We start from the raw sequence: 17,130 nt of genomic DNA on the forward strand, positions 1-17,130 counted from the left end.
GGTGTCCGGCGTCCTGCCCCGGCGGCCGGGCGGGTGTCAGGACGGCCCGGCCGCCAGGGCCAGCGCCCCTTCCACCGGGACCCGCCGGCCGCGCTCGTACGCGGCCTCGGCGGCCGACCGGTCCAGCGCCGCCGCGACCGCCCCGGCGGCCCGGCGCACCTCCGGGCTGCGGTCGTCGCGGTAGCCGTGCAGGGTGTGGGCGGCGCCCAGCAGTTCGGCGGCCCGCCCGGGTTCGCCGCGGGCGGCGGCCAGCGCGGCGACGCCCTCCAGCAGCTGCGCCGCGGCCTGCTGGTGGACGATCTCCTCGCGGCCGAGCTCCCGGACGGCCTCGGCGTGCCACCGGGCCGCCTCCGCGAGGTCGCCCTCCTGCTCGGCCAGGCAGCCGAGTTGGCCGTAGGCCAGGGCGACGGTCCGGATCGCGTGGCCGCCGGGCGCGATGCCGTCCAGCAGCTCCACGGCCCGGGTCAGCGGCGTCCGGGCCCCGGGCAGGTCGCCGGCCGCACGGAGCAGCCGGCTCACCGCGACGTGCCCCTCCACGGCGCTGTCGAAGTCCCCGGCCCGCTCCGCGGTGCGCGCCCCCTGCCGGATCTCCTCCAGACCGCGGGCCGGGTCGCCCGCCGCGGCGCGGGCCCGGCCGAGCCGGATCAGCGGCAGCGCGCCGCCCTCCGGCCCGCCCCGGACGGCGTACGCGTGGGCCTCCTGGCCGAGCCGGACCGCCTCGGCGGCGTCGCCGCGGACCAGGGCCAGCTCCAGCAGCCCGCCGAGCGCGGTGTTCATGCCCCACGGATCGCCCAGCCGGCGGAAGCCCGCGTGGCCCGCGCGCAGTTCGGTGAGCGCCGCGTCGATCCGGCCCGCGTTGAAGGCGAGGTGGCCCAGGCAGACCCGGGCGATCGCCCGCACCCACGGGTCGGTGGCGCCCTCCCGGACGGCCAGCAGCTCCCGCTCGGCCCGCGCGGCGTCGTTCAGGAACAGCGCGGCGACCGGCCGGGCCAGGTGCAGCGCGGGGTGGCCGGGGCGTTCGGGCAGGCAGTCCAGCGTGGTGCGGACGGCCCGCCGCCGGGCCTCGGCGGCGGGCTCCGGACCGTCGGGGCCGTCCGGCCCGTCCGGGTGCTCCGTCATCAGCACCGTGAGGAAGGCGCACAGCGCGTAGGCGTCTGCCAGCTCCGGCGCCCCGGCCGGGGGCCGGCCGCCGGTCAGCCCGTGCACCGCGACGGCCCAGCCGTGCGCCTCGGCCAGCCGGTCGTGCATGATCCAGTACCACATCAGCGCGCCGGTCAGCCGCAGCGCGGTCGCCGCCTCCCGCCGCTCCACCGCCCAGCCGAGCGCGGCGGCGCAGTCGTCCCGCTCGGCGGTCAGCCGCGCCGCCCACACCTCCTGCTCGGCGCCGCGCAGCCCCGGTTCGGCGCGCTCCGCGACGGCGAGCAGCCGGGCGGCGTGCGCGGCGCGCAGCCGCTCCGTCTCGCCGGCCTCGGCCAGGCGCTCGGCGGCGTACGCCCGCACCGTCTCCAGCAGCCCGTAGCGGACCTCGCCCCGGCCGGTCGCGACGACCAGCGACTTGTCGATCAGCGCGGCGATCACGTCGATGACGTCCCGGCCGTCGACGGCGCCGTCGTCGGCGGGCGCGCAGACCACCTCCGCGCTGCGCGGGGTGGCGCCGCCGCGGAAGACCGACAGCCGGCGCAGCACCGCCCGCTCGGTGTCGTCGAGCAGCTCCCAGCTCCAGTCCACCACCGCGCGCAGCGTCCGGTGCCGGGGCGCCGCCGCCCGGCTGCCGGAGCCGAGCAGCCGGAACTGGTCGCCGAGGCGCTCGGCGACCTGGGGGAGGGTCAGGGAGCGCAGCCGGGCGGCGGCGAGCTCGATCGCGAACGGCAGGCCGTCCAGGGCGCGGCAGACGGCGACCACCAGCGGCGCGGTGGTCCCGTCGACCCGGAAGCCGGGGCGCACCGCGGCGGCCCGGTCCGCGAACAGCCGTACCGCGGCGTACCCGGCGGCCTCGGCCGGGCCCGCGCCGGGCGGCGGCAGCGGCAGCGAGGGCACCGGGCAGAGGGTCTCGCCGGTGATGGCCAGCGGCTCGCGGCTGGTGGCCAGCACCCGGACGCCGGGGGCGCCGGCCAGCACCCGGTCGGCGAGCCGGGCCACCGCCTCCACCAGGTGCTCGCAGTTGTCGAGGACCAGCAGCATCCGCCGGCCGGCCAGCGCGTCGACCAGCCGCTTCATCGGCGGCAGCACGGCGACGGCGTCGCCGACCCGGGAGGACTCGACCCGGCCGACCGCGGTGAGCACGGCCTGCGGCAGGTCCCGGGCCGAGCCGACCTGGGCCAGCGGCACCAGCCACACCCCGTCCGGGTGGTCGCCGAGCAGGCCGGCGGCCACCTCGCCGGCCAGCCGGGTCTTGCCCGCGCCCCCGGGGCCGGTGAGGGTCACCAGCCGGGCCTCGCGCAGCAGTGCGGCGATCCGCCCGGACTCCTCCTCGCGGCCGACGAAGCTGGTCAGCGGGGCGGGCAGGTTGGTGCGCCGGCCGCCGCCCGGCCCCGGCGCGGCGGCGCGGGCCGGGGCCGCCGTCCGCAGGTCGCCGCGCAGGATCGCCAGGTGCAGCGCGGCGAGGTCCGGGGACGGGTCGGCGCCGAGCCGTTCGGCGAGCTCCCGGCGGGTGTCCTCGTACACCTCCAGGGCGGCGGCCTGCCGTCCGGTGGCGTGCAGGGCGCGCATCAGCAGGCCGCGCAGCCGCTCGCGCAGCGGGTGCGAGCGGCACAGGCCGTCCAGTTCGGCGACCAGGTGGGCCGCGTCGCCGAGCGCGAGTTCGGCGTCGGCGCGGTCCTCGACGGCGGTCAGCCGCAGCTCTTCCAGCCGGGTGACGGCGGGCCCGGCGAAGGCCGCGTCGGCGACCTCGGCGAGTGCGGGCCCGCGCCACAGGTCGAGCGCCCGGCGCAGGGTCGCGGCGCGCTCGGCCGGGTCGGCGGAGCGCCGGACGGCGGACACCAGCCGTTCGAAGGCCACCGCGTCGATCTCGCCCGGGTCCACGCCGAGCCGGTAGCCGCCCGGGGCCGCGGCGACCAGGTCGCGGCCGCCGGCGCCGCGCAGCCGCGAGACCAGGGTCTGCAGCGCGTTGGCCGGGGCGGCCGGCCGGGAGTCCTCCCACAGGTCGGCGATCAGGCGCTCGGCGGAGACGGCGCGGCCGCCGTCCAGGGCGAGCCGGATGAGCAGGGACCGCAGCCGCTGACCGCTGATCCCGACGGGCCGGGCCGCCGTGTCCCGCAGTTCGAGCGGGCCCAGGATGCCGATGCGCACGTAACCACCCCTCCGGCGGGCCATTCTGTCAGGCGCGCGGGGCCGGGCCGCCCGCCGGTGCCTGCCGCGGTGCGCCCTGCGGAGGTGTCGCGCGCCCGGCGCCGTTCCGGTGGCGGGCCGCCCCGGCGCGCGCCCGTCACGAGCCCCCGGTCGACCGGCGCGCCGATCGTCCGGTTCGCCTCCGACCGGACGCCGCGGGATGAATCCGGACCCCCCTGACCGACCCGGGAAGCGCCCGGCGAGGGGTTATCCGGCGGCGGGCCGCTGCGTAGGGTTCGGGGCCCAGGTCAGGAGCGCTGGCGAAGCCATCCCCCGGGAGGTAGCACCATGACGGAGCCGAAGGCGAACATCCTGCTCGAAGGCGGCGCGGCCGGCGCCGACTTCGCGCGCGTACGCGAGGTCGGCGCCGGTGAGAGCGTCGTCAAGGTCCTCACCGGCAACCGGTACGAGCACTTCCGGCGCACCGGCCGGACGGAGGAGCACGAGGGCGTCCCGCTGGACGTCTTCGAGTGGAGCGGCAACACCTTCGTCGCCGAGTGACGCCCGCCGACTGACGCCCGCCGACTGACGCCCGCCGGGTGACGCCTGGCGGGGGTGCCGGGGGCCGCTTGTCCGGCTCCCGGCACCCCCGCGGACAGGCGCGGGACGAGTGCCCGTCCGCCCACCGCGCGACCGGAGGTTTTCCGGCGGGCGAGCCGGTCCGGAGGACAAATCCCGCCGATTTGGTACAAGATGCCGCCTGCGTGAGCATGGGCCTCCGCTCCACCGAGCGCGCAGGACGCAGGAAAGGCACCACACCCTCATGCAGACCAGCCCGGCCGCGACCCGGCAGGCACCCCCGGCGCCGCCGTCCCCGGCGCCGTCCTCCCCGCCCGCGTCCCCGGCACCGGAGCCCCGCTCCGCCGTCCGCCGGTTCGGCCTGCCGACCGCGACCGCCCTGGTCATGGGCAACATCATCGGCGGCGGCATCTTCATGATCCCCGCCGCGGTGGCGCCGTACGGGACGGTCAGCCTGCTCGCCTTCGCCGTGCTCACCGTCGGCGCGATCGCCCTGGCCCTGGTCTTCGGACGGCTCGCGCGCCGCGACCCGCGCACCGGCGGGCCCTACGTCTACGCCCGCGAGGCCTTCGGCGACTTCGCCGGCTTCCTGGCCGCCTGGTCCTACTGGATCACCACCTGGGTCAGCAACGCCGCCCTCGCCGTCGCCGCCGTCGGCTACCTCGACGTCCTGTGGCCGGCCGTCGGCCGCTCCACCGCGCTCGCCCTCGGCTGCGCGCTGGCCGTCCAGTGGCTGCCCGCGCTCGCCAACCTGGCCGGCACCCGGTACGTCGGCGCCGTCCAACTCGTCGCCACCGTCCTGAAGTTCATCCCGCTGGCGGTTGTCGCGGTGGCCGGCCTCGGCTCCTTCGACCCGGCGAACCTCGGCCCCTTCGACGCGACCGGCGACGGCTGGCTCGGCGGGATGACGGCCGCCGCCGCGATCCTGCTCTTCAGCTACCTCGGCGTGGAGTCGGCCGCGATGAGCGCGGGCCAGGTCCGGGACCCGGAGCGCAACGTCGGCCGGGCCAGCGTGCTCGGCACCGCGGGCGCCGCCGTCGTCTACCTGCTCGGCACGCTCGCCGTGTTCGGCACCGTCGCCCACGAGCGGCTGGTCCACTCCACCGCCCCGTTCTCCGACTCGGTGAACGCCGTCTTCGGCGGCTCCTGGGGCGGCACCGCCGTCGCCGTCGCCGCGCTCGTCTCGATGACCGGCGCGCTCAACGGCTGGACCCTGCTCTCCGCCCAGGCCCCCTACGCCGCCGCCAAGGACGGCCTGTTCCCCGCCGTCTTCGCCACCGAGCGCCGCGGCGTGCCCGTCGTCGGCGTCCTGACCGGCGTCACACTCGCCTCGTTGCTCACCGTCCTCGACTTCGCCTCCGGCGCGAAGGCCGCCTTCGACACCCTGGTGCTGGTCACTACCTTCACCGCGACCGTGCCCTACCTCCTCTCCAGCGCCGCCCAGTTGCGCTGGCTGCTGAGCGGCGACCGCGACCGCGTCGCCCCCGGCCGCCTCGCCCGCGACCTCGTCCTCGCCCTCGGGGCCTTCGCGTTCTCCGCCTGGCTGGTCGCCGGCGCCGGCTACGAGGCCGTCTACCAGGGCGTCCTCTTCCTGGTCGTCGGCGTCCTCGTGCACACCGTCCTCGCCGCCCGCCGCCGCCGGGCCTGACGGGGGCGCCGGGGGCGTCGCGGGAGCCGGGCACGCCGTAAGGTCGGTGCATGAGCGCTCGCGCCGGCGGAACGCCGGACCGGTCGGACCGGACGCTGCGTCATCTCATGGGGGAGGCGCGCTGGTCCGCCCTGCTGGCCGGCGCGCACGTGCGCCGGCACCCGATCGGCGACACCCTGCTGCACCAGGGGGAGGCCGGCACCCATGTGCTCGCCCTGCTCGGCGGGGTCGCCAAGGTGGTCCGCCGGGAGCCGGACGGCGACCTCACCCTGCTCGCCTTCCGCGGCCCCGGCGAGGTGCTGGGCGAGGTGGCGGTGCTGGACGACGGGGTGCGCTCGGCGAGCGTGCAGGCCATAGTGGACTGCTCGGTGGCGGTGGTCACCCGGGCGGCGTTCCTGCGGTTCGTCGCCGACCACGGCCTGTACCCCGTGATGGTCCGCTACGCCCTCGGCCGGCTCAGGGAGTCGGACCTGGCCCGCGGCGGCGGGGACGTGGTGGCCCGGCTGGCGGGCGCCCTGGTGGTGCTGGCCGAGCTCTCCGCCGGCGGGCCGGGCGGCGCGCCGGACCCGGGCGTCACCCTCGCCCTGACCCGCGACGACCTGGCCCAGTACCTCGGCGTCTCCCGGAACACCGTCACCGCCGGTCTCGCCGAGCTGGAGCCGCTGCACGTCGCGTGCGGGCGCAAGCGGATCACCGTCGGGGACCTGGCCGCCCTGCGGAGCGCCGCCGCGGGGGCGGCCGCGGGGACGGCTGAGGGGGCGCACCGCCGCTGACCGGACGTCAGTTCGTGTGACCGTCGTCACGGGTGTTCCGCACCGGGCGGGCACACGGGGGCGGACGTCCTCGGGAAGCTTGGGAACGCGATTTCCCGCACCGAGCACCCGAGGAGACCCGATGCCCGACCCCGGCCGCCCCCAGTCCGACGCCGGCCGCCTGCCCACGGCCACGGCGCAGCCCCACAGCCGCAGCCGGCGGCTCCCCGCGTACCGGGGGATCGTCGCCGTCGACGCCAAGGGCTTCACCGCCCACCCCGCCATCGAGCACGGCGAGATCAGCCGGGCGATCCCGGAGCTGCTGGAGCAGTCCTTCGTCCGGGCCGACCTCGCCGAGGTCTGGGACGACCGGCGGTTCCCCGCCTCGACCGGCGACGGGTACGTCTTCGGCTGCGACCCGGAGTGGATGCCGTTCGTGATCCACCCCTGGCTGCACACCCTCCAGGAGACGCTGGAGGAGTTCAACCGGCACGCGTCGGGGACGGTCGGCCTGCGGCTGCGGGTCGGCCTCAACATCGGGCCGCTGCCGGACCGGGGGCGCGACTTCGACGGCAACGGCACGGCGCGCAACGACACCCACCGGCTGCTCGACTCGCAGCCGGTCAAGGACGCGCTGGCCACGTCGAGGGCGAGCGTCACCCACGTCGCCGCGATTCTCTCCGACCGCTGCTACCAGGACGCGGTGGCCGGCGGCTACACCGGGCGGCACCCCGACCTCTTCACCGAGGTGTCGGCCACCGTCGAGGGCAAGCCCTTCGAGCAGCGGGCCTGGCTGTTCGTGCCCGCGCCGTCGGGGGGCCTGCTGGGGAACGGGAGCGGGAACGGGAGCGGGGACGGGGACGTGAGCGGGGACGGGGGCGGTGGGACGGCGGCGCGGGCCGCGGGCGAGGAGCCGCCCGCGGAGCCCGTGCAGGCCCCGGTGTTCCAGCGGGCCGACGGGGGCAACCTGAACACCGGCACCGTGCGCGGCGGGCAGCACGTCACCAACACCGTGAACAGCCCCGTCCTGGGCACCGTCCTCCAGGGCAGGACCGTCCGGCACACCGGCTCCGTCGGCGGCGACTACGTCGAGGGCGGCAAGGGCGACACGGTCCACGGCGACAAGAACGAGTACCGGCGGTGAGCGCCGACGAGCCGGCCGGCGCGGAGCCGGCCGAGGACCGGGCCGACCTCGACGAGGAGCTCGCCGATCTGGCCGGCTTCCTCACCGGCCGGCCCCACCTCATCTACGCCCCGCACGGGAACATCAACACCGGTTCCGTGCACGGCGGCCAGCGGGTCGAGAACGGCGCCGGACCGGGCGGTCGCGGCCGCCGGCCGGTGGAGGCCCACGAAGGGCCGATCTCCGAACAGGAGATCCGCGAGGCCTGCGCGGGGTTCGCCGAGCCCGCCTGGTTCGCCGCCGCGCTCGCCGAACTGGACGGCGGCGTCCTCTTCCTCCACGGGGAGCCCGGCACGGGCCGCCGGACGGCCGCCCTGAACCTGCTGCACCGGCACAGCGGCGGCAGCCCGGACCTCCGCGCGCTCGACAGCGACGAGAACCTGGCCACCTGGCGCCCCGCCGGTACCGGGGCCCGCGGCTACCTCGTCCACGGCCTCCTGCCGCAGCACCCGCTGGGACCGGCGGTCGTCGCCAACCTGCGCCGCCTGCTCCGCGACGCGCGGTCCCGGATGGTGATCGTCCTCCCGCACGAGCCGGAGCGCGTCCGCGCGCTGGCCCGGGACCTGCACGTGTCCCCGGTGCGGTGCGAACCCCCGCCGCCCCGAGCCGTGTTCGACGCCCGACTGACGGCCGCCGTCCCCGACGAGCACCGGCGGCGGGCGCTGCTGGAGCGGCTGGAGCAGCGGGAATCCGGCCTGCTCGACTCCCTGCTCACCCCGGAACTCGTCCCCGCCCAGGTGGCCGAGCTGGTCACCGCGGTCAGCGTCGCCGACGACGGCGGCCCCGACCCCACCGATCTCCGCGCGCGGCTCAGCTTCCTCGCGGAGGGGGAGGTGCCCGACCTGCTGGAGCGCCTCCACCACGACCCCGACGGCCTGGCCTTCCTGCTGGCCGCCAGTGTCTTCGAAGGACTCGACCACCGCATCGTCCGGGAGGAGGCCGATCGGCTCCTCGCCCTGGCCGACGGGCGGCTCGACTCCGTCCTGCGCGACGGCGGCGACCGGGACACCGGCGACCGGGACGGCGCGGGCCCGCGCGGCAGCCGGGAACGGTCGCGGCCGAACCCGCGCTTCGTCTTCCGCCGCTCGCTGGACGAACTCCTGCACACCGTGCGGGCCCGGTGCGCGCCCGCGGAGATCCGCTCCCACAGCCGCTTCACCTACACCGTCGAACCGGTGGCCTTCACCCGGCACCGGCAGGGGGAGGCCGTCCTGCGGCACGTCTGGCGCCAGTACGGCGAGCTGGCCGCGCTGCTGACGGAGTGGCTGGACACCGTCCCCGCGCGGGAGTCCGACCTCACGGTCCCGGTCGGACACGTCATGGGAATGGCGGCGAGCTGGGGCGGCGGGCGCCGTGCGCTGCGGCACATCCGCGAACTGGCCGGCTCCGAACGCGCGCACAGCCGCACCACGGCCGCGTACGCGCTCGGCATCGCGGCCCGTGACGCCGTCCTGGCCGGTGAGATCAAGTACCACCTCGGCCGCTGGAGCACCGAAGGCGGCTGGCGGCTGCGGTCCACCGTGGCCTTCGCCTGCGGCTCGGAGTTCGGGACCTCCCGCCCGGAGGTCGCCCTTACCCTGCTGCGCGGCGCCCACCGCGGCGCCGAGGGGGACGAACGGCAGGTCGCGCGGGCCGTGACGCTGGCCCTGCGGGCCCTGTTCGCGGCGGGGAACCAGCCGACCGTCTTCCGCAAGCTCGTCGGCTGGGCGGACCGTCCGGGCCCCGTCGCGCCGCTCGTGCTCGACGTCCTGCCCGACCTGATGCGCGGTGATCCCGGATGGTTCCAGGAGCAGGTGCTGACCACCGGGGAGCACGCCGAGCCCTTCCTCGGGCTCGTCCGCCGGTCGCTCGACGAGGAGCAGCGCTTCGACCGGATCTGCGGTGTGCTCCTCGGCTGGTGCCGCGCAGCGGCCTGGGACACCGGGTCGCGTACGGCTGTCGAGACCCTGCTCACCGCGCTCGCCCGGGAGATGAGCCTCGGCGTCCTGCGCCTGTTCGTCGAGTTCGACGGCGACCCCGACCCGGAGATCGTCGGGCGGCCCGTCGTCCGGCACGCCCTGGAGGCCTGGCGCCGGGGCGAGCCGCAGCCCCGTCCCGCCACCGCCCACCCGAACGGAGGAACCCCCCGATGAACGCCGACCTCGATCCGCCCCTCTACACCCGCGCCGCCCGCGCCCCCTGGCGCGAGATCCTGGGCCACCGCTGGTCCGGCCGGCGCGACCGGGCCCTGGTGCTGCGCGACCGTGCCGGCGACCACCACCTCGCCGGAACCGCCCGGCGCCGCTTCGGCACCGACGAGGACGGGCCGGGGCAGGGCGCTCCAGGCCTGTGGGGGTACGACGGCGCGTACCTGGTGCAGCTCGACGAACGGCCGGCCCTGCGGGCGGTCGGCATCCCGACCCCGTACGGCACGGAGTCCTTCGACGTGCACGTGCTCTGGTGGGCCCACGACCCCGTGCAGGTGGTGCGGACCGCCACCGTGCGCGGCTGGTACCCCGTCCGCAAGGACCTCGAAGGGCGGCTGCGCCGGCTCCACGAGCAGTACGCCGCCGCCGGCCGGCGCCTCGGCGCGTCCGAGGTGATGCAGTACCTGGCCGCGCCGTACGCCATGGCCGACTGCGGGCTCGGCTACCGGGTGACGGACGTCTGCGCCCGCGAGAACGCCGACGAACTCCGCCTCGGGGACGGAGGCGGTGCCGGTCTGCCCCGGGGCTGGAACGAGGAGAGCAAGGAGGAGTACGAGTTCTGCCGGCGCGCCGTCCAGCAGGGCCCGGTGTACCTCGCGGCGCTCTGGCTGGCCCGGCGGCCGGAGGAGGTCCGGCAGGTGCTGGACTGGACGGTCGACCACGCGGACCTGCTACGCGGTGCGACCGACTGGCAGGACGCGGTGGCCGGCCTGCTCGGCCGGCTGACGCCGCAGGAGCAGCAGGAGCTCTCCCGGCTGCTGCGCGACCGGCTGGTCGCGCTCGGCCGCTCCGTGCCGGGACCGGCGTCCCCGCCGTCCCCGCCGTCCACGCCACCGCCACCGCCGCCCTCGGCGGCGCCGGAGTTCGGCAAGGTCCGGATCCCGGCCGACGGTTGGGCCGGCGGCATGGCGAACGGTGCGGCCAACGGCGCGGTGAACGGCGTGGTGAACGGGCGCCCGCTGTGAGCCCGATACCCGGCCCGGCTGCCCCGGGCGCCCCGACCCCGCGTGCGGTGGCGGCCATGGAGCGGCTGCTGGCCGCCAACAGCACGGAGCTGACCAGGGCCGACACCAAGGCCGCCGTCCTGCTCGGCTTCGCCGGGGCGGCCCTCGGCGTCTTCGTCCCGCTCAGCCGCAAGGACGGCACGGGGGCCGCCGTCCACGGCTGGGACACCCGGCTGCTGTGGTGGACCGCCGTGCTCAGCGCCCTGTGCGCCGTCGGCTGCTTCCTGTCCGCCATCGCCCCGCGCCACCGCAAGGGGCGCGGGGACGGTGCGAGCGGGCCCGGCTACTTCGAGCACATCGGGCCGGACGCCGGTCGCGGACGGCTGGGCCGGGCCTTCGAGCACATCGGGCGCGACCCGGCCGGGCCGCTGCTCGCCTCGCTCGTCGCGACCAGTGCGATCATCCGGGCCAAGTACCGCTGGATCGAGGCGGGGACGGTCCTGCTGCTGCTGGCGCTGCCCCAGTTCGCCGCGCTGCTCCGGCCGGTGTGACCGCGCCCCGGGCCGGGCCCGCCCGGACCTGCCCGGACCCGGCCGGGCCCGCCGTCGGCCGGGCAGGTCCCCGGGCGGCGGCGCGACGAGGCCGCACAGGTCGGTGACGGCGGTGAGTGCGGCGGCGGGGAGCACGGCGCCGTCCCGGGCGGCCCCGTGCTTGTCGGTGGCGTCCGCTAGCTTCGCGATGGACAACCGGAGCGGGCGGAGGAGGGGCGTCATGACCGATCCCACGAGCGGGACGATCAGCTGGGACGAGGTGCGGGCGCTCATCGCCGCCCGGCTGCCGCAGCGGACGATCGACCGGCTCTCGCCGGTGCCCGCCGCCGAGCTGCGCCATCTGCGCACCCCGCTGCGCAAGCTCCGTACCGAGCTGCTGCGCGAACTCTCCTCGGGCGACCGGCGGCGCTACTCCGCCGCGTACGACCAGCTCGCCGCGCTGCAGTTCGCCGGGATCTTCTCCGCCGCCACCCCGGCGGAGGCCCTGGACTGGCTCACCGCGCGCCGCCTGCTCTCCTTCACCTGGCCGCTTCCCGACGGCGGTTCGATCGGCGCCGACCCCCGCGCCCTCCTGGCGGCCCTGCTCGTGCCGCACCGCGACCCGGCGTTCCAGCGCGAACTCGCCGACCGGCTCGCCGCGTGGCTGCCCGCGCGCGGCGACCGCTTCCGCTGGGTGATCGCCCACGGCCTCGCCGTCTGGTCCGGCGCCGAGGTCCCCGCCACCGACGGCTATCTGACCGGCTGGGTCCGCGAGGGCTCCCTGATGCGCTACGACCACCGCGAGATCGGCGAGTGGTTCGCCGACCAGGGGCTGCGCGCGCCGGTCCCGCACCACGACACGCTGCTCTCCTGGCTGCGCGCCGAGCCCCGGATCGCGGAGTTCGTCCGCCGGCTGTTCGAGGTCCCCGACGCGGGTTCCGAGTTCACCGACCCGTACGCCGCCCGCTCCGGGCCGGACAACGAGTGGCCCAAGGCGCTCGCCGCCCTGGCGGGCGAGGGCCTGCTCGACCGCGCCGAGCTGCTGGACCTCTGCCTCGGCCGGCTGCTGCGCGGCGACCGGCCCGGCAACCTGCGCGGCTTCCTCCGGCTGTACGCCGAACTGGCCCCCGACGCCGAGGAGGTGGCCGCCCGGGCCCGCGACCACGTCCGGCTGGCCGCCGACGGTGCGGCGACCGCCGCGAAGGCCGCCCAGGCGGCCCTGCGGTCCCTGGACACCCGGCTGTCGGCGGAGCTGTTCACCGAGCTGACGGCCGGGATCCTGGCCCGTCCGGAGAAGGCCCTCGCCACCGCGCAGCTGGGCTGGGCCGACGCCGCGCTGCGCCGCGATCCGGCCGGGGCCGACGAGCTGCTGCCCGCCCTCGCGGTGGCCTTCGCCCACCCGGCGCCCGCGGTGCAGGAGCGCGCCCTGCGGCTCGTCGCCCGCCACCTGCCCGACGCCGCCGACCCGGCCGCGGTCGAGGCCGTGCGCGCCGCCGCGACCGGGCTCGGTCCGGCCCTGCGGTCGGACGCGCACCGGCTGCTGGGCGCCCCGCCCGCGACCGCGGAGCCCGCGGTGACGGTGCCGCCCGTGCCGCCCGTTCAGTCCGTGCCACCCGTTCAGACCGTTCGATCCGGGCGGGCCGCCGCGCTGCCGGCCGCACCCGCCGGGCTGTTCGAACTCACCGAGCGGCTGGCCGCGGTGCTGGCCGACGTGGCACCCGACCCCGGCGAGTTCGAGGTCGTGCTGGCCGCGCTGGTCGCCGAGCACCACCGGGACGCGGCCGCCCTCGGCGGCGCGCTGGCCCCGCTCGCCTCGGCGCACGGCGAGAACGCGGTCCGCCTGGTGGGCATCGGCACCGTCGGGGGCACGCTGGGCTGCCTGCTCGAAGCCCTGACCGGCTCCGAGCACCGGTCCGCCGAGCTCACGGCCGAACTGCTCGCCCTCCGGGACTCCCTGCGCACCCCCGCCCTGATCGCCCCGCTGCGCGTCCTCGAAGCGGCTCTCGGCGTCGCCGACGCGCCGGTACCCGTGCTGCTCGCCACCCCCACCGCCGCCGACGGCACCCTCGATCCGGCCGTGCTCACCGAGCGGCTCGCGGCCCACCGGACGGCCGGTGCCCGTCCCTGGCCCGCCGACCTGGCCCAGGCGCTGCTCCGGGTGCCGCCGCACGCGCTGCCGGCCGTCCGCGCCGCCGCCACCGGGCTCGGCTGCGACCTGCCGCCCGACATACCGCCGCCCGCGCCCCGGGGGTTCCACGTCCAGGCTCCCGACGGGTCTCCCACCGAGGTCCCGCGCATCGCCCCGATCTTCCCCGCCCCGGCCGTGTCCGAGGGCGTCACCGGGCTGCTCCACGCGCTGCCCGACCCGACCGCGGCGGACTGGTTCAAGGCCGCGTTCCGGATGTCGGCCGGCCAGCTCGCCCAGCTTCCCTGGACCGCGCCCTGGCACCCGGAGGCGGTCGCCGCGCACGGCCTGCCCGGGCTGGTGCTCCAGGCGGGTGACCCGGGCCTGCGCGACCCCGCCTCCCTGCTGCCCCGGCTCGCGGAACTCCCGGCCGAGCCCGGCCCGGTGAGCCACCTCCTGCTCGCCTACGGACTGACCGCCGCCCGGCCCGAGCACCGCACCGCGGCCCTGGACGCCCTGCTGGCACTGACGGCGCGCGGCAGCCTCCGCCCGGAGGTGCTCGGCGAGTGGCTCGCGGGCCTGTGGCGGCTGTCCGTCGCCAAGCCGAACCGGGTCCTGCCGGTCCTCGCCGACGCCGCCCGCAGCGGCGCGGGCCGACCGGTGTTCGCCGTGCTCACCGCGATGCTCACCGACCTCGCCCCCGACCCCGCGCGCCGCGGCCTGCCGGACGCCCTCACCCTGGCCGCCGACTGCGCGGCCGCCGAGGGCATCCGCACCCCCGTCCCCGCCCTCGCCGCGTTCACCGTTCCCACGGCGTCCCGCCGGGTCCGTGCCGAAGCGGTGCGCCTGGCCGGGGTCCTCGCTTCCTGAAGCGCCGGGCACTGCCACGGGGACGGCCTCGCGGATCGGTGGGCCCGCTCTCCTCGGTCCGGCTGCCCTCGCCGTCCGCGGCCGGGTCGACCGCAGAGCGGCGCGCGGCGGTGCCGGACGGCGCGCGTGGAGGCGGCGCGCGCGGACGGCGGGTGCAGGTCGGGGGTGGGTCTGGGCCCACCCCGAAGTGTGAAGGCTGCTGGATTCCGCGCCGGTCGTGTCCGTCCTAGCGTTGTCACGGGCCGCCCGGAGGGGGTGGGCCGGGTGCGTGCGGGAGGGTGCGGTGCGGGGAACGGTGCGGGTGGACGGCGAGGGTGCGCCGGCGCTGCGGCTGGCGGGGCTGAGCAAGCGGTTCGGGTCCCACCGGGCGGTGGACGGGGTGGACCTGACGGTGCCGAGCGGCTCGTTCTACGGGCTGGTCGGGCCGAACGGGGCGGGCAAGACGACGTCGCTGTCGATGGCGGTCGGGCTGCTGCGGCCGGACGCCGGGCGGGCGGAGGTGTTCGGCGTCGACATGTGGGCCGATCCGCTGCGCGCCAAGGCGCTGGTGGGGGTGCTGCCCGACGGCCTGGCGCTGCCGGAACGGCTGACCGGGCGGGAGCTGCTGCGGTACCTGGGCCGGTTGCACGGCCTGGACGGGCGGACGGTGGACTCCCGGACCGAGGAGCTGCTGGCCGTGCTGGAGCTGAGCGACGCGGCCCGGACGGCGGTGATCGACTACTCCACCGGGATGCGCAAGAAGATCGGCCTGGCCACCGCGCTGCTGCACGGGCCCTGGCTGCTGGTGCTGGACGAGCCGTTCGAGGCGGTCGACCCGGTGTCGGCGGCGACCGTCCGGACGATCCTTCAGCGGTTCGTCGCGGCGGGCGGCTCGGTGGTGCTCTCCAGCCATGTGATGGCGCTGGTCGAGAGCCTCTGCGACCACGTCGCGGTGATCGCCGACGGCCGGGTGGCGGCCGCCGGGCCGGTGGCGGAGGTGCGCGGCGGCCGGGCCCTGGAGGACGTGTTCGTCGAGCTGGTCGGCGCCCGGACCGGGGGACGGGAGGGCCTGGAGTGGCTGGCGTCCTGACGGTCCCGGCGGCGGCCGGCGGCCGCGTCGCGGTCGGCGTTCTCACCGGTATGAAGCTGACCGTTCTGCGACGGTCGATGTCCGGTCCCCGCGCCGCCGGGCTGGTGCTGGCCGCGGTGTGCGGCGGGGCGGGCGCGGTCGGCACGGCGCTGCTCGGCCTGGCCGACTACGCCACCCCCGAGGCCGGGTTCGGCGTCCTGGCACTGGCCCAGCTGCTGTGGAGCCTGGGGTGGGCGCTCGGGCCGCTGGTCACCGGCGGCGACGCCACGCTGCGGCCCGCCTGGTTCGCCATGGTGCCGATGCGCCCGCGCGGCCTGGCCGTCGGGCTGCTCGGCGCGGCCTTCGTCGGCGTGACCCCGGTGCTCGCGCTGGTCGCCTTCGGCGGGCTGTTCCTCTACGGCGCCCGGCAGGGGCCGGCGGCGGCGCTGGTCGCGGTGCCCGCCGTGCTGCTGCAACTGCTCCTCGTGGTGCTGCTGGCGAAGTCCACCCCGCAGGCGCTGGGCGCCGTGCTGCGCTTCCGTCTCGGCCGGGAGCTGTCCGCGCTGCTGGTCGGCCTCGTGATGGCCGGTCTCAACTCCGGCTGGTTCGCGATCGGCTTCTTCGCCCGGCTGGGCACCGGCGACTGGTCGGCCGGGGCGGCGACCGCGCTGCGGGTGCTGCCCTCGGGCTGGGCGGTGGTCGCCGTGGACGCGGCCCGCCGCTCGGACTGGCCGACGGCCGCCGTCGCGCTCGGCGGACTGGCCGTGCTGTGCGGGCTGCTCCTGGCGGCCTGGGCCGCGCTGCTCTCCCGGCAGCTGGTCCGCGGCGGCGCCGGCCGCCCGCACCGGGCCGCCGTCCGTTCCCTGGCCCGGAACCGGCTCGTCCCCGACACCCCGGCGGGCGCGGTCCTGGCCAAGGAACTGCTGCTCTGGCGGCGCGACCCCCGCCGGGCCCGGTTCCTGCGGACGGCGCTCTGGACGGGCGTGTTCACCGCCCTGCTCCCGCTGCTCGACGGCTACGACGTGCTGCTGCCGTGGGCGGGCGTGGTCGCCGCGCTGTTCGCCGGCGCGTTCTGCGTCAACCTGTACGGCCTGGACGCGGGCGCGCTCTGGCTGACCCTGGTGGTGCCGGGCGCGGAACGGGCCGACGTCCGGGCCCGGCAGGCCGCCTGGCTGCTGGTCACCGCCCCGGTGGCGCTGCTGCTGACGGCCGCCGCGGTCCCGGTCGCCCCGGGCGCCGTTCTGCCGTGGGTGTTCGCCGTCCTGCCGGCCGTCCTCGGCGCCGGGGCCGGGCTGATCCCGCTGATGTCGGTGCTCGCCGCCGCGCCGTCCCCCGACCGCCCCGGCGGCGGGCCGCTGGACGACCTCACCGACGACAACGCCGAACATGTCCGCGCCCAGGGCCTGGCGGCGTTCTGGCTGCAACTGCTCGCCGCCCTGCCGGCCGCCGGGGTGGTGCTGGCCGGCACCCTGCTGTCCGGCGGGCCGCTGCGCTGGGCGGGCGTGCCGGCGGGTCTGCTCACCGGCGCGCTGTACGCGTGGGGGCTGGGCCGGGCCGCCGGGCAACGGCTGGAGGAGCGCGGTCCGGAGCTGCTGGACGTGCTGCGCAAGGGGCTGCGCCGCACCCCGGAGGCCGTGCCGGCGGAGGGACCCGAGGACGCGGGTCCGGCGGCGGCCGAGGTCTCGCGCGGACGGTCGGCGGCGGTCGGCGTGCTCACCATCGGCGGCATCCTGCTGCTCGCGCCCCAGGGCCTGGTGGCGCTCGGGCTGTCCCTGGCCGCGCCCTCGGTGCGCAGCTGGTTCCTGGTGCTCCACCTGCCCGGGCCGCTGCGGATACCGGTGGCGGTGGCGTTCGCGGTGCTCGGCGCGTTCTGCCTGCGGGCGGCGCACCGCCTGGACCGGCGGGACCGTGCCGGCGGGCCGGACCGCGCCGACCACCCCGACCACCCGGGCCACCCCGACCGCCCGGCCCCGGCGACGGAGCTGGGACGATGACCGG

General features: G+C 77.7%; 11 protein-coding genes. 10 read left to right on the forward strand and 1 reads right to left on the reverse strand.

The window, feature by feature from the left end:
* Positions 1–36 precede the first annotated feature (36 nt).
* On the reverse strand, positions 37–3,288 hold the full coding sequence (locus ACFC0B_RS10305) for a BTAD domain-containing putative transcriptional regulator (RefSeq protein ID WP_376084515.1): 3,252 nt from the start codon (positions 3,286–3,288) through the stop codon (positions 37–39).
* A 327-nt stretch (positions 3,289–3,615) separates the two neighbouring features.
* On the opposite strand from ACFC0B_RS10305, the gene ACFC0B_RS10310 reads away from it, so the two are divergent.
* The 10 genes from ACFC0B_RS10310 to ACFC0B_RS10355 all read left to right on the forward strand — a co-directional run bounded on the left by ACFC0B_RS10310 (position 3,616) and on the right by ACFC0B_RS10355 (position 17,126).
* A complete protein-coding gene (locus ACFC0B_RS10310; protein ID WP_376084517.1) occupies positions 3,616–3,828 on the forward strand; it encodes a DUF5988 family protein in 213 nt (70 codons plus the stop codon).
* Between the two features lie 262 nt (positions 3,829–4,090).
* Positions 4,091–5,494, forward strand: a complete 1,404-nt coding sequence (locus tag ACFC0B_RS10315; RefSeq protein ID WP_376084519.1) for an amino acid permease — start codon at positions 4,091–4,093, stop codon at positions 5,492–5,494.
* A gap of 50 nt (positions 5,495–5,544) precedes the next feature.
* Positions 5,545–6,267, forward strand: a complete 723-nt coding sequence (locus ACFC0B_RS10320) for a Crp/Fnr family transcriptional regulator (RefSeq protein WP_376084520.1) — start codon at positions 5,545–5,547, stop codon at positions 6,265–6,267.
* 121 nt (positions 6,268–6,388) lie between these two features.
* A complete protein-coding gene (locus ACFC0B_RS10325; protein ID WP_376084522.1) occupies positions 6,389–7,390 on the forward strand; it encodes a hypothetical protein in 1,002 nt (333 codons plus the stop codon).
* Positions 7,387–9,561 carry a hypothetical protein gene (locus ACFC0B_RS10330; RefSeq protein ID WP_376084524.1) on the forward strand — a complete coding sequence of 725 codons (2,175 nt, stop codon included), beginning with the start codon at positions 7,387–7,389 and terminating at the stop codon, positions 9,559–9,561. The genes ACFC0B_RS10325 and ACFC0B_RS10330 overlap by 4 nt, the downstream gene beginning before the upstream one ends.
* Complete coding sequence (locus tag ACFC0B_RS10335; RefSeq protein WP_376084526.1) at positions 9,558–10,580, forward strand: hypothetical protein; 1,023 nt, start codon at positions 9,558–9,560, stop codon at positions 10,578–10,580. Before ACFC0B_RS10330 ends, ACFC0B_RS10335 begins: the two co-directional genes overlap by 4 nt.
* Before the next feature lie 56 nt (positions 10,581–10,636).
* Entirely contained in the window at positions 10,637–11,110 is a 474-nt protein-coding gene (locus ACFC0B_RS10340) for a Pycsar system effector family protein (protein ID WP_376085092.1), read from the forward strand.
* 220 nt (positions 11,111–11,330) lie between these two features.
* Positions 11,331–14,084 carry a DUF6493 family protein gene (locus tag ACFC0B_RS10345; RefSeq protein WP_376084528.1) on the forward strand — a complete coding sequence of 918 codons (2,754 nt, stop codon included), beginning with the start codon at positions 11,331–11,333 and terminating at the stop codon, positions 14,082–14,084.
* A gap of 283 nt (positions 14,085–14,367) precedes the next feature.
* Complete coding sequence (locus ACFC0B_RS10350) at positions 14,368–15,153, forward strand: ABC transporter ATP-binding protein (RefSeq protein WP_376084530.1); 786 nt, start codon at positions 14,368–14,370, stop codon at positions 15,151–15,153.
* Positions 15,138–17,126: a hypothetical protein gene (locus ACFC0B_RS10355; protein ID WP_376084532.1), complete on the forward strand. Its 1,989-nt coding sequence runs from the start codon at positions 15,138–15,140 to the stop codon at positions 17,124–17,126. The genes ACFC0B_RS10350 and ACFC0B_RS10355 overlap by 16 nt, the downstream gene beginning before the upstream one ends.
* The last annotated feature ends 4 nt before the right edge of the window (positions 17,127–17,130 follow it).

Source organism: Kitasatospora sp. NPDC056184, from assembly GCF_042268405.1.
GTDB lineage: Bacteria > Actinomycetota > Actinomycetes > Streptomycetales > Streptomycetaceae > Kitasatospora.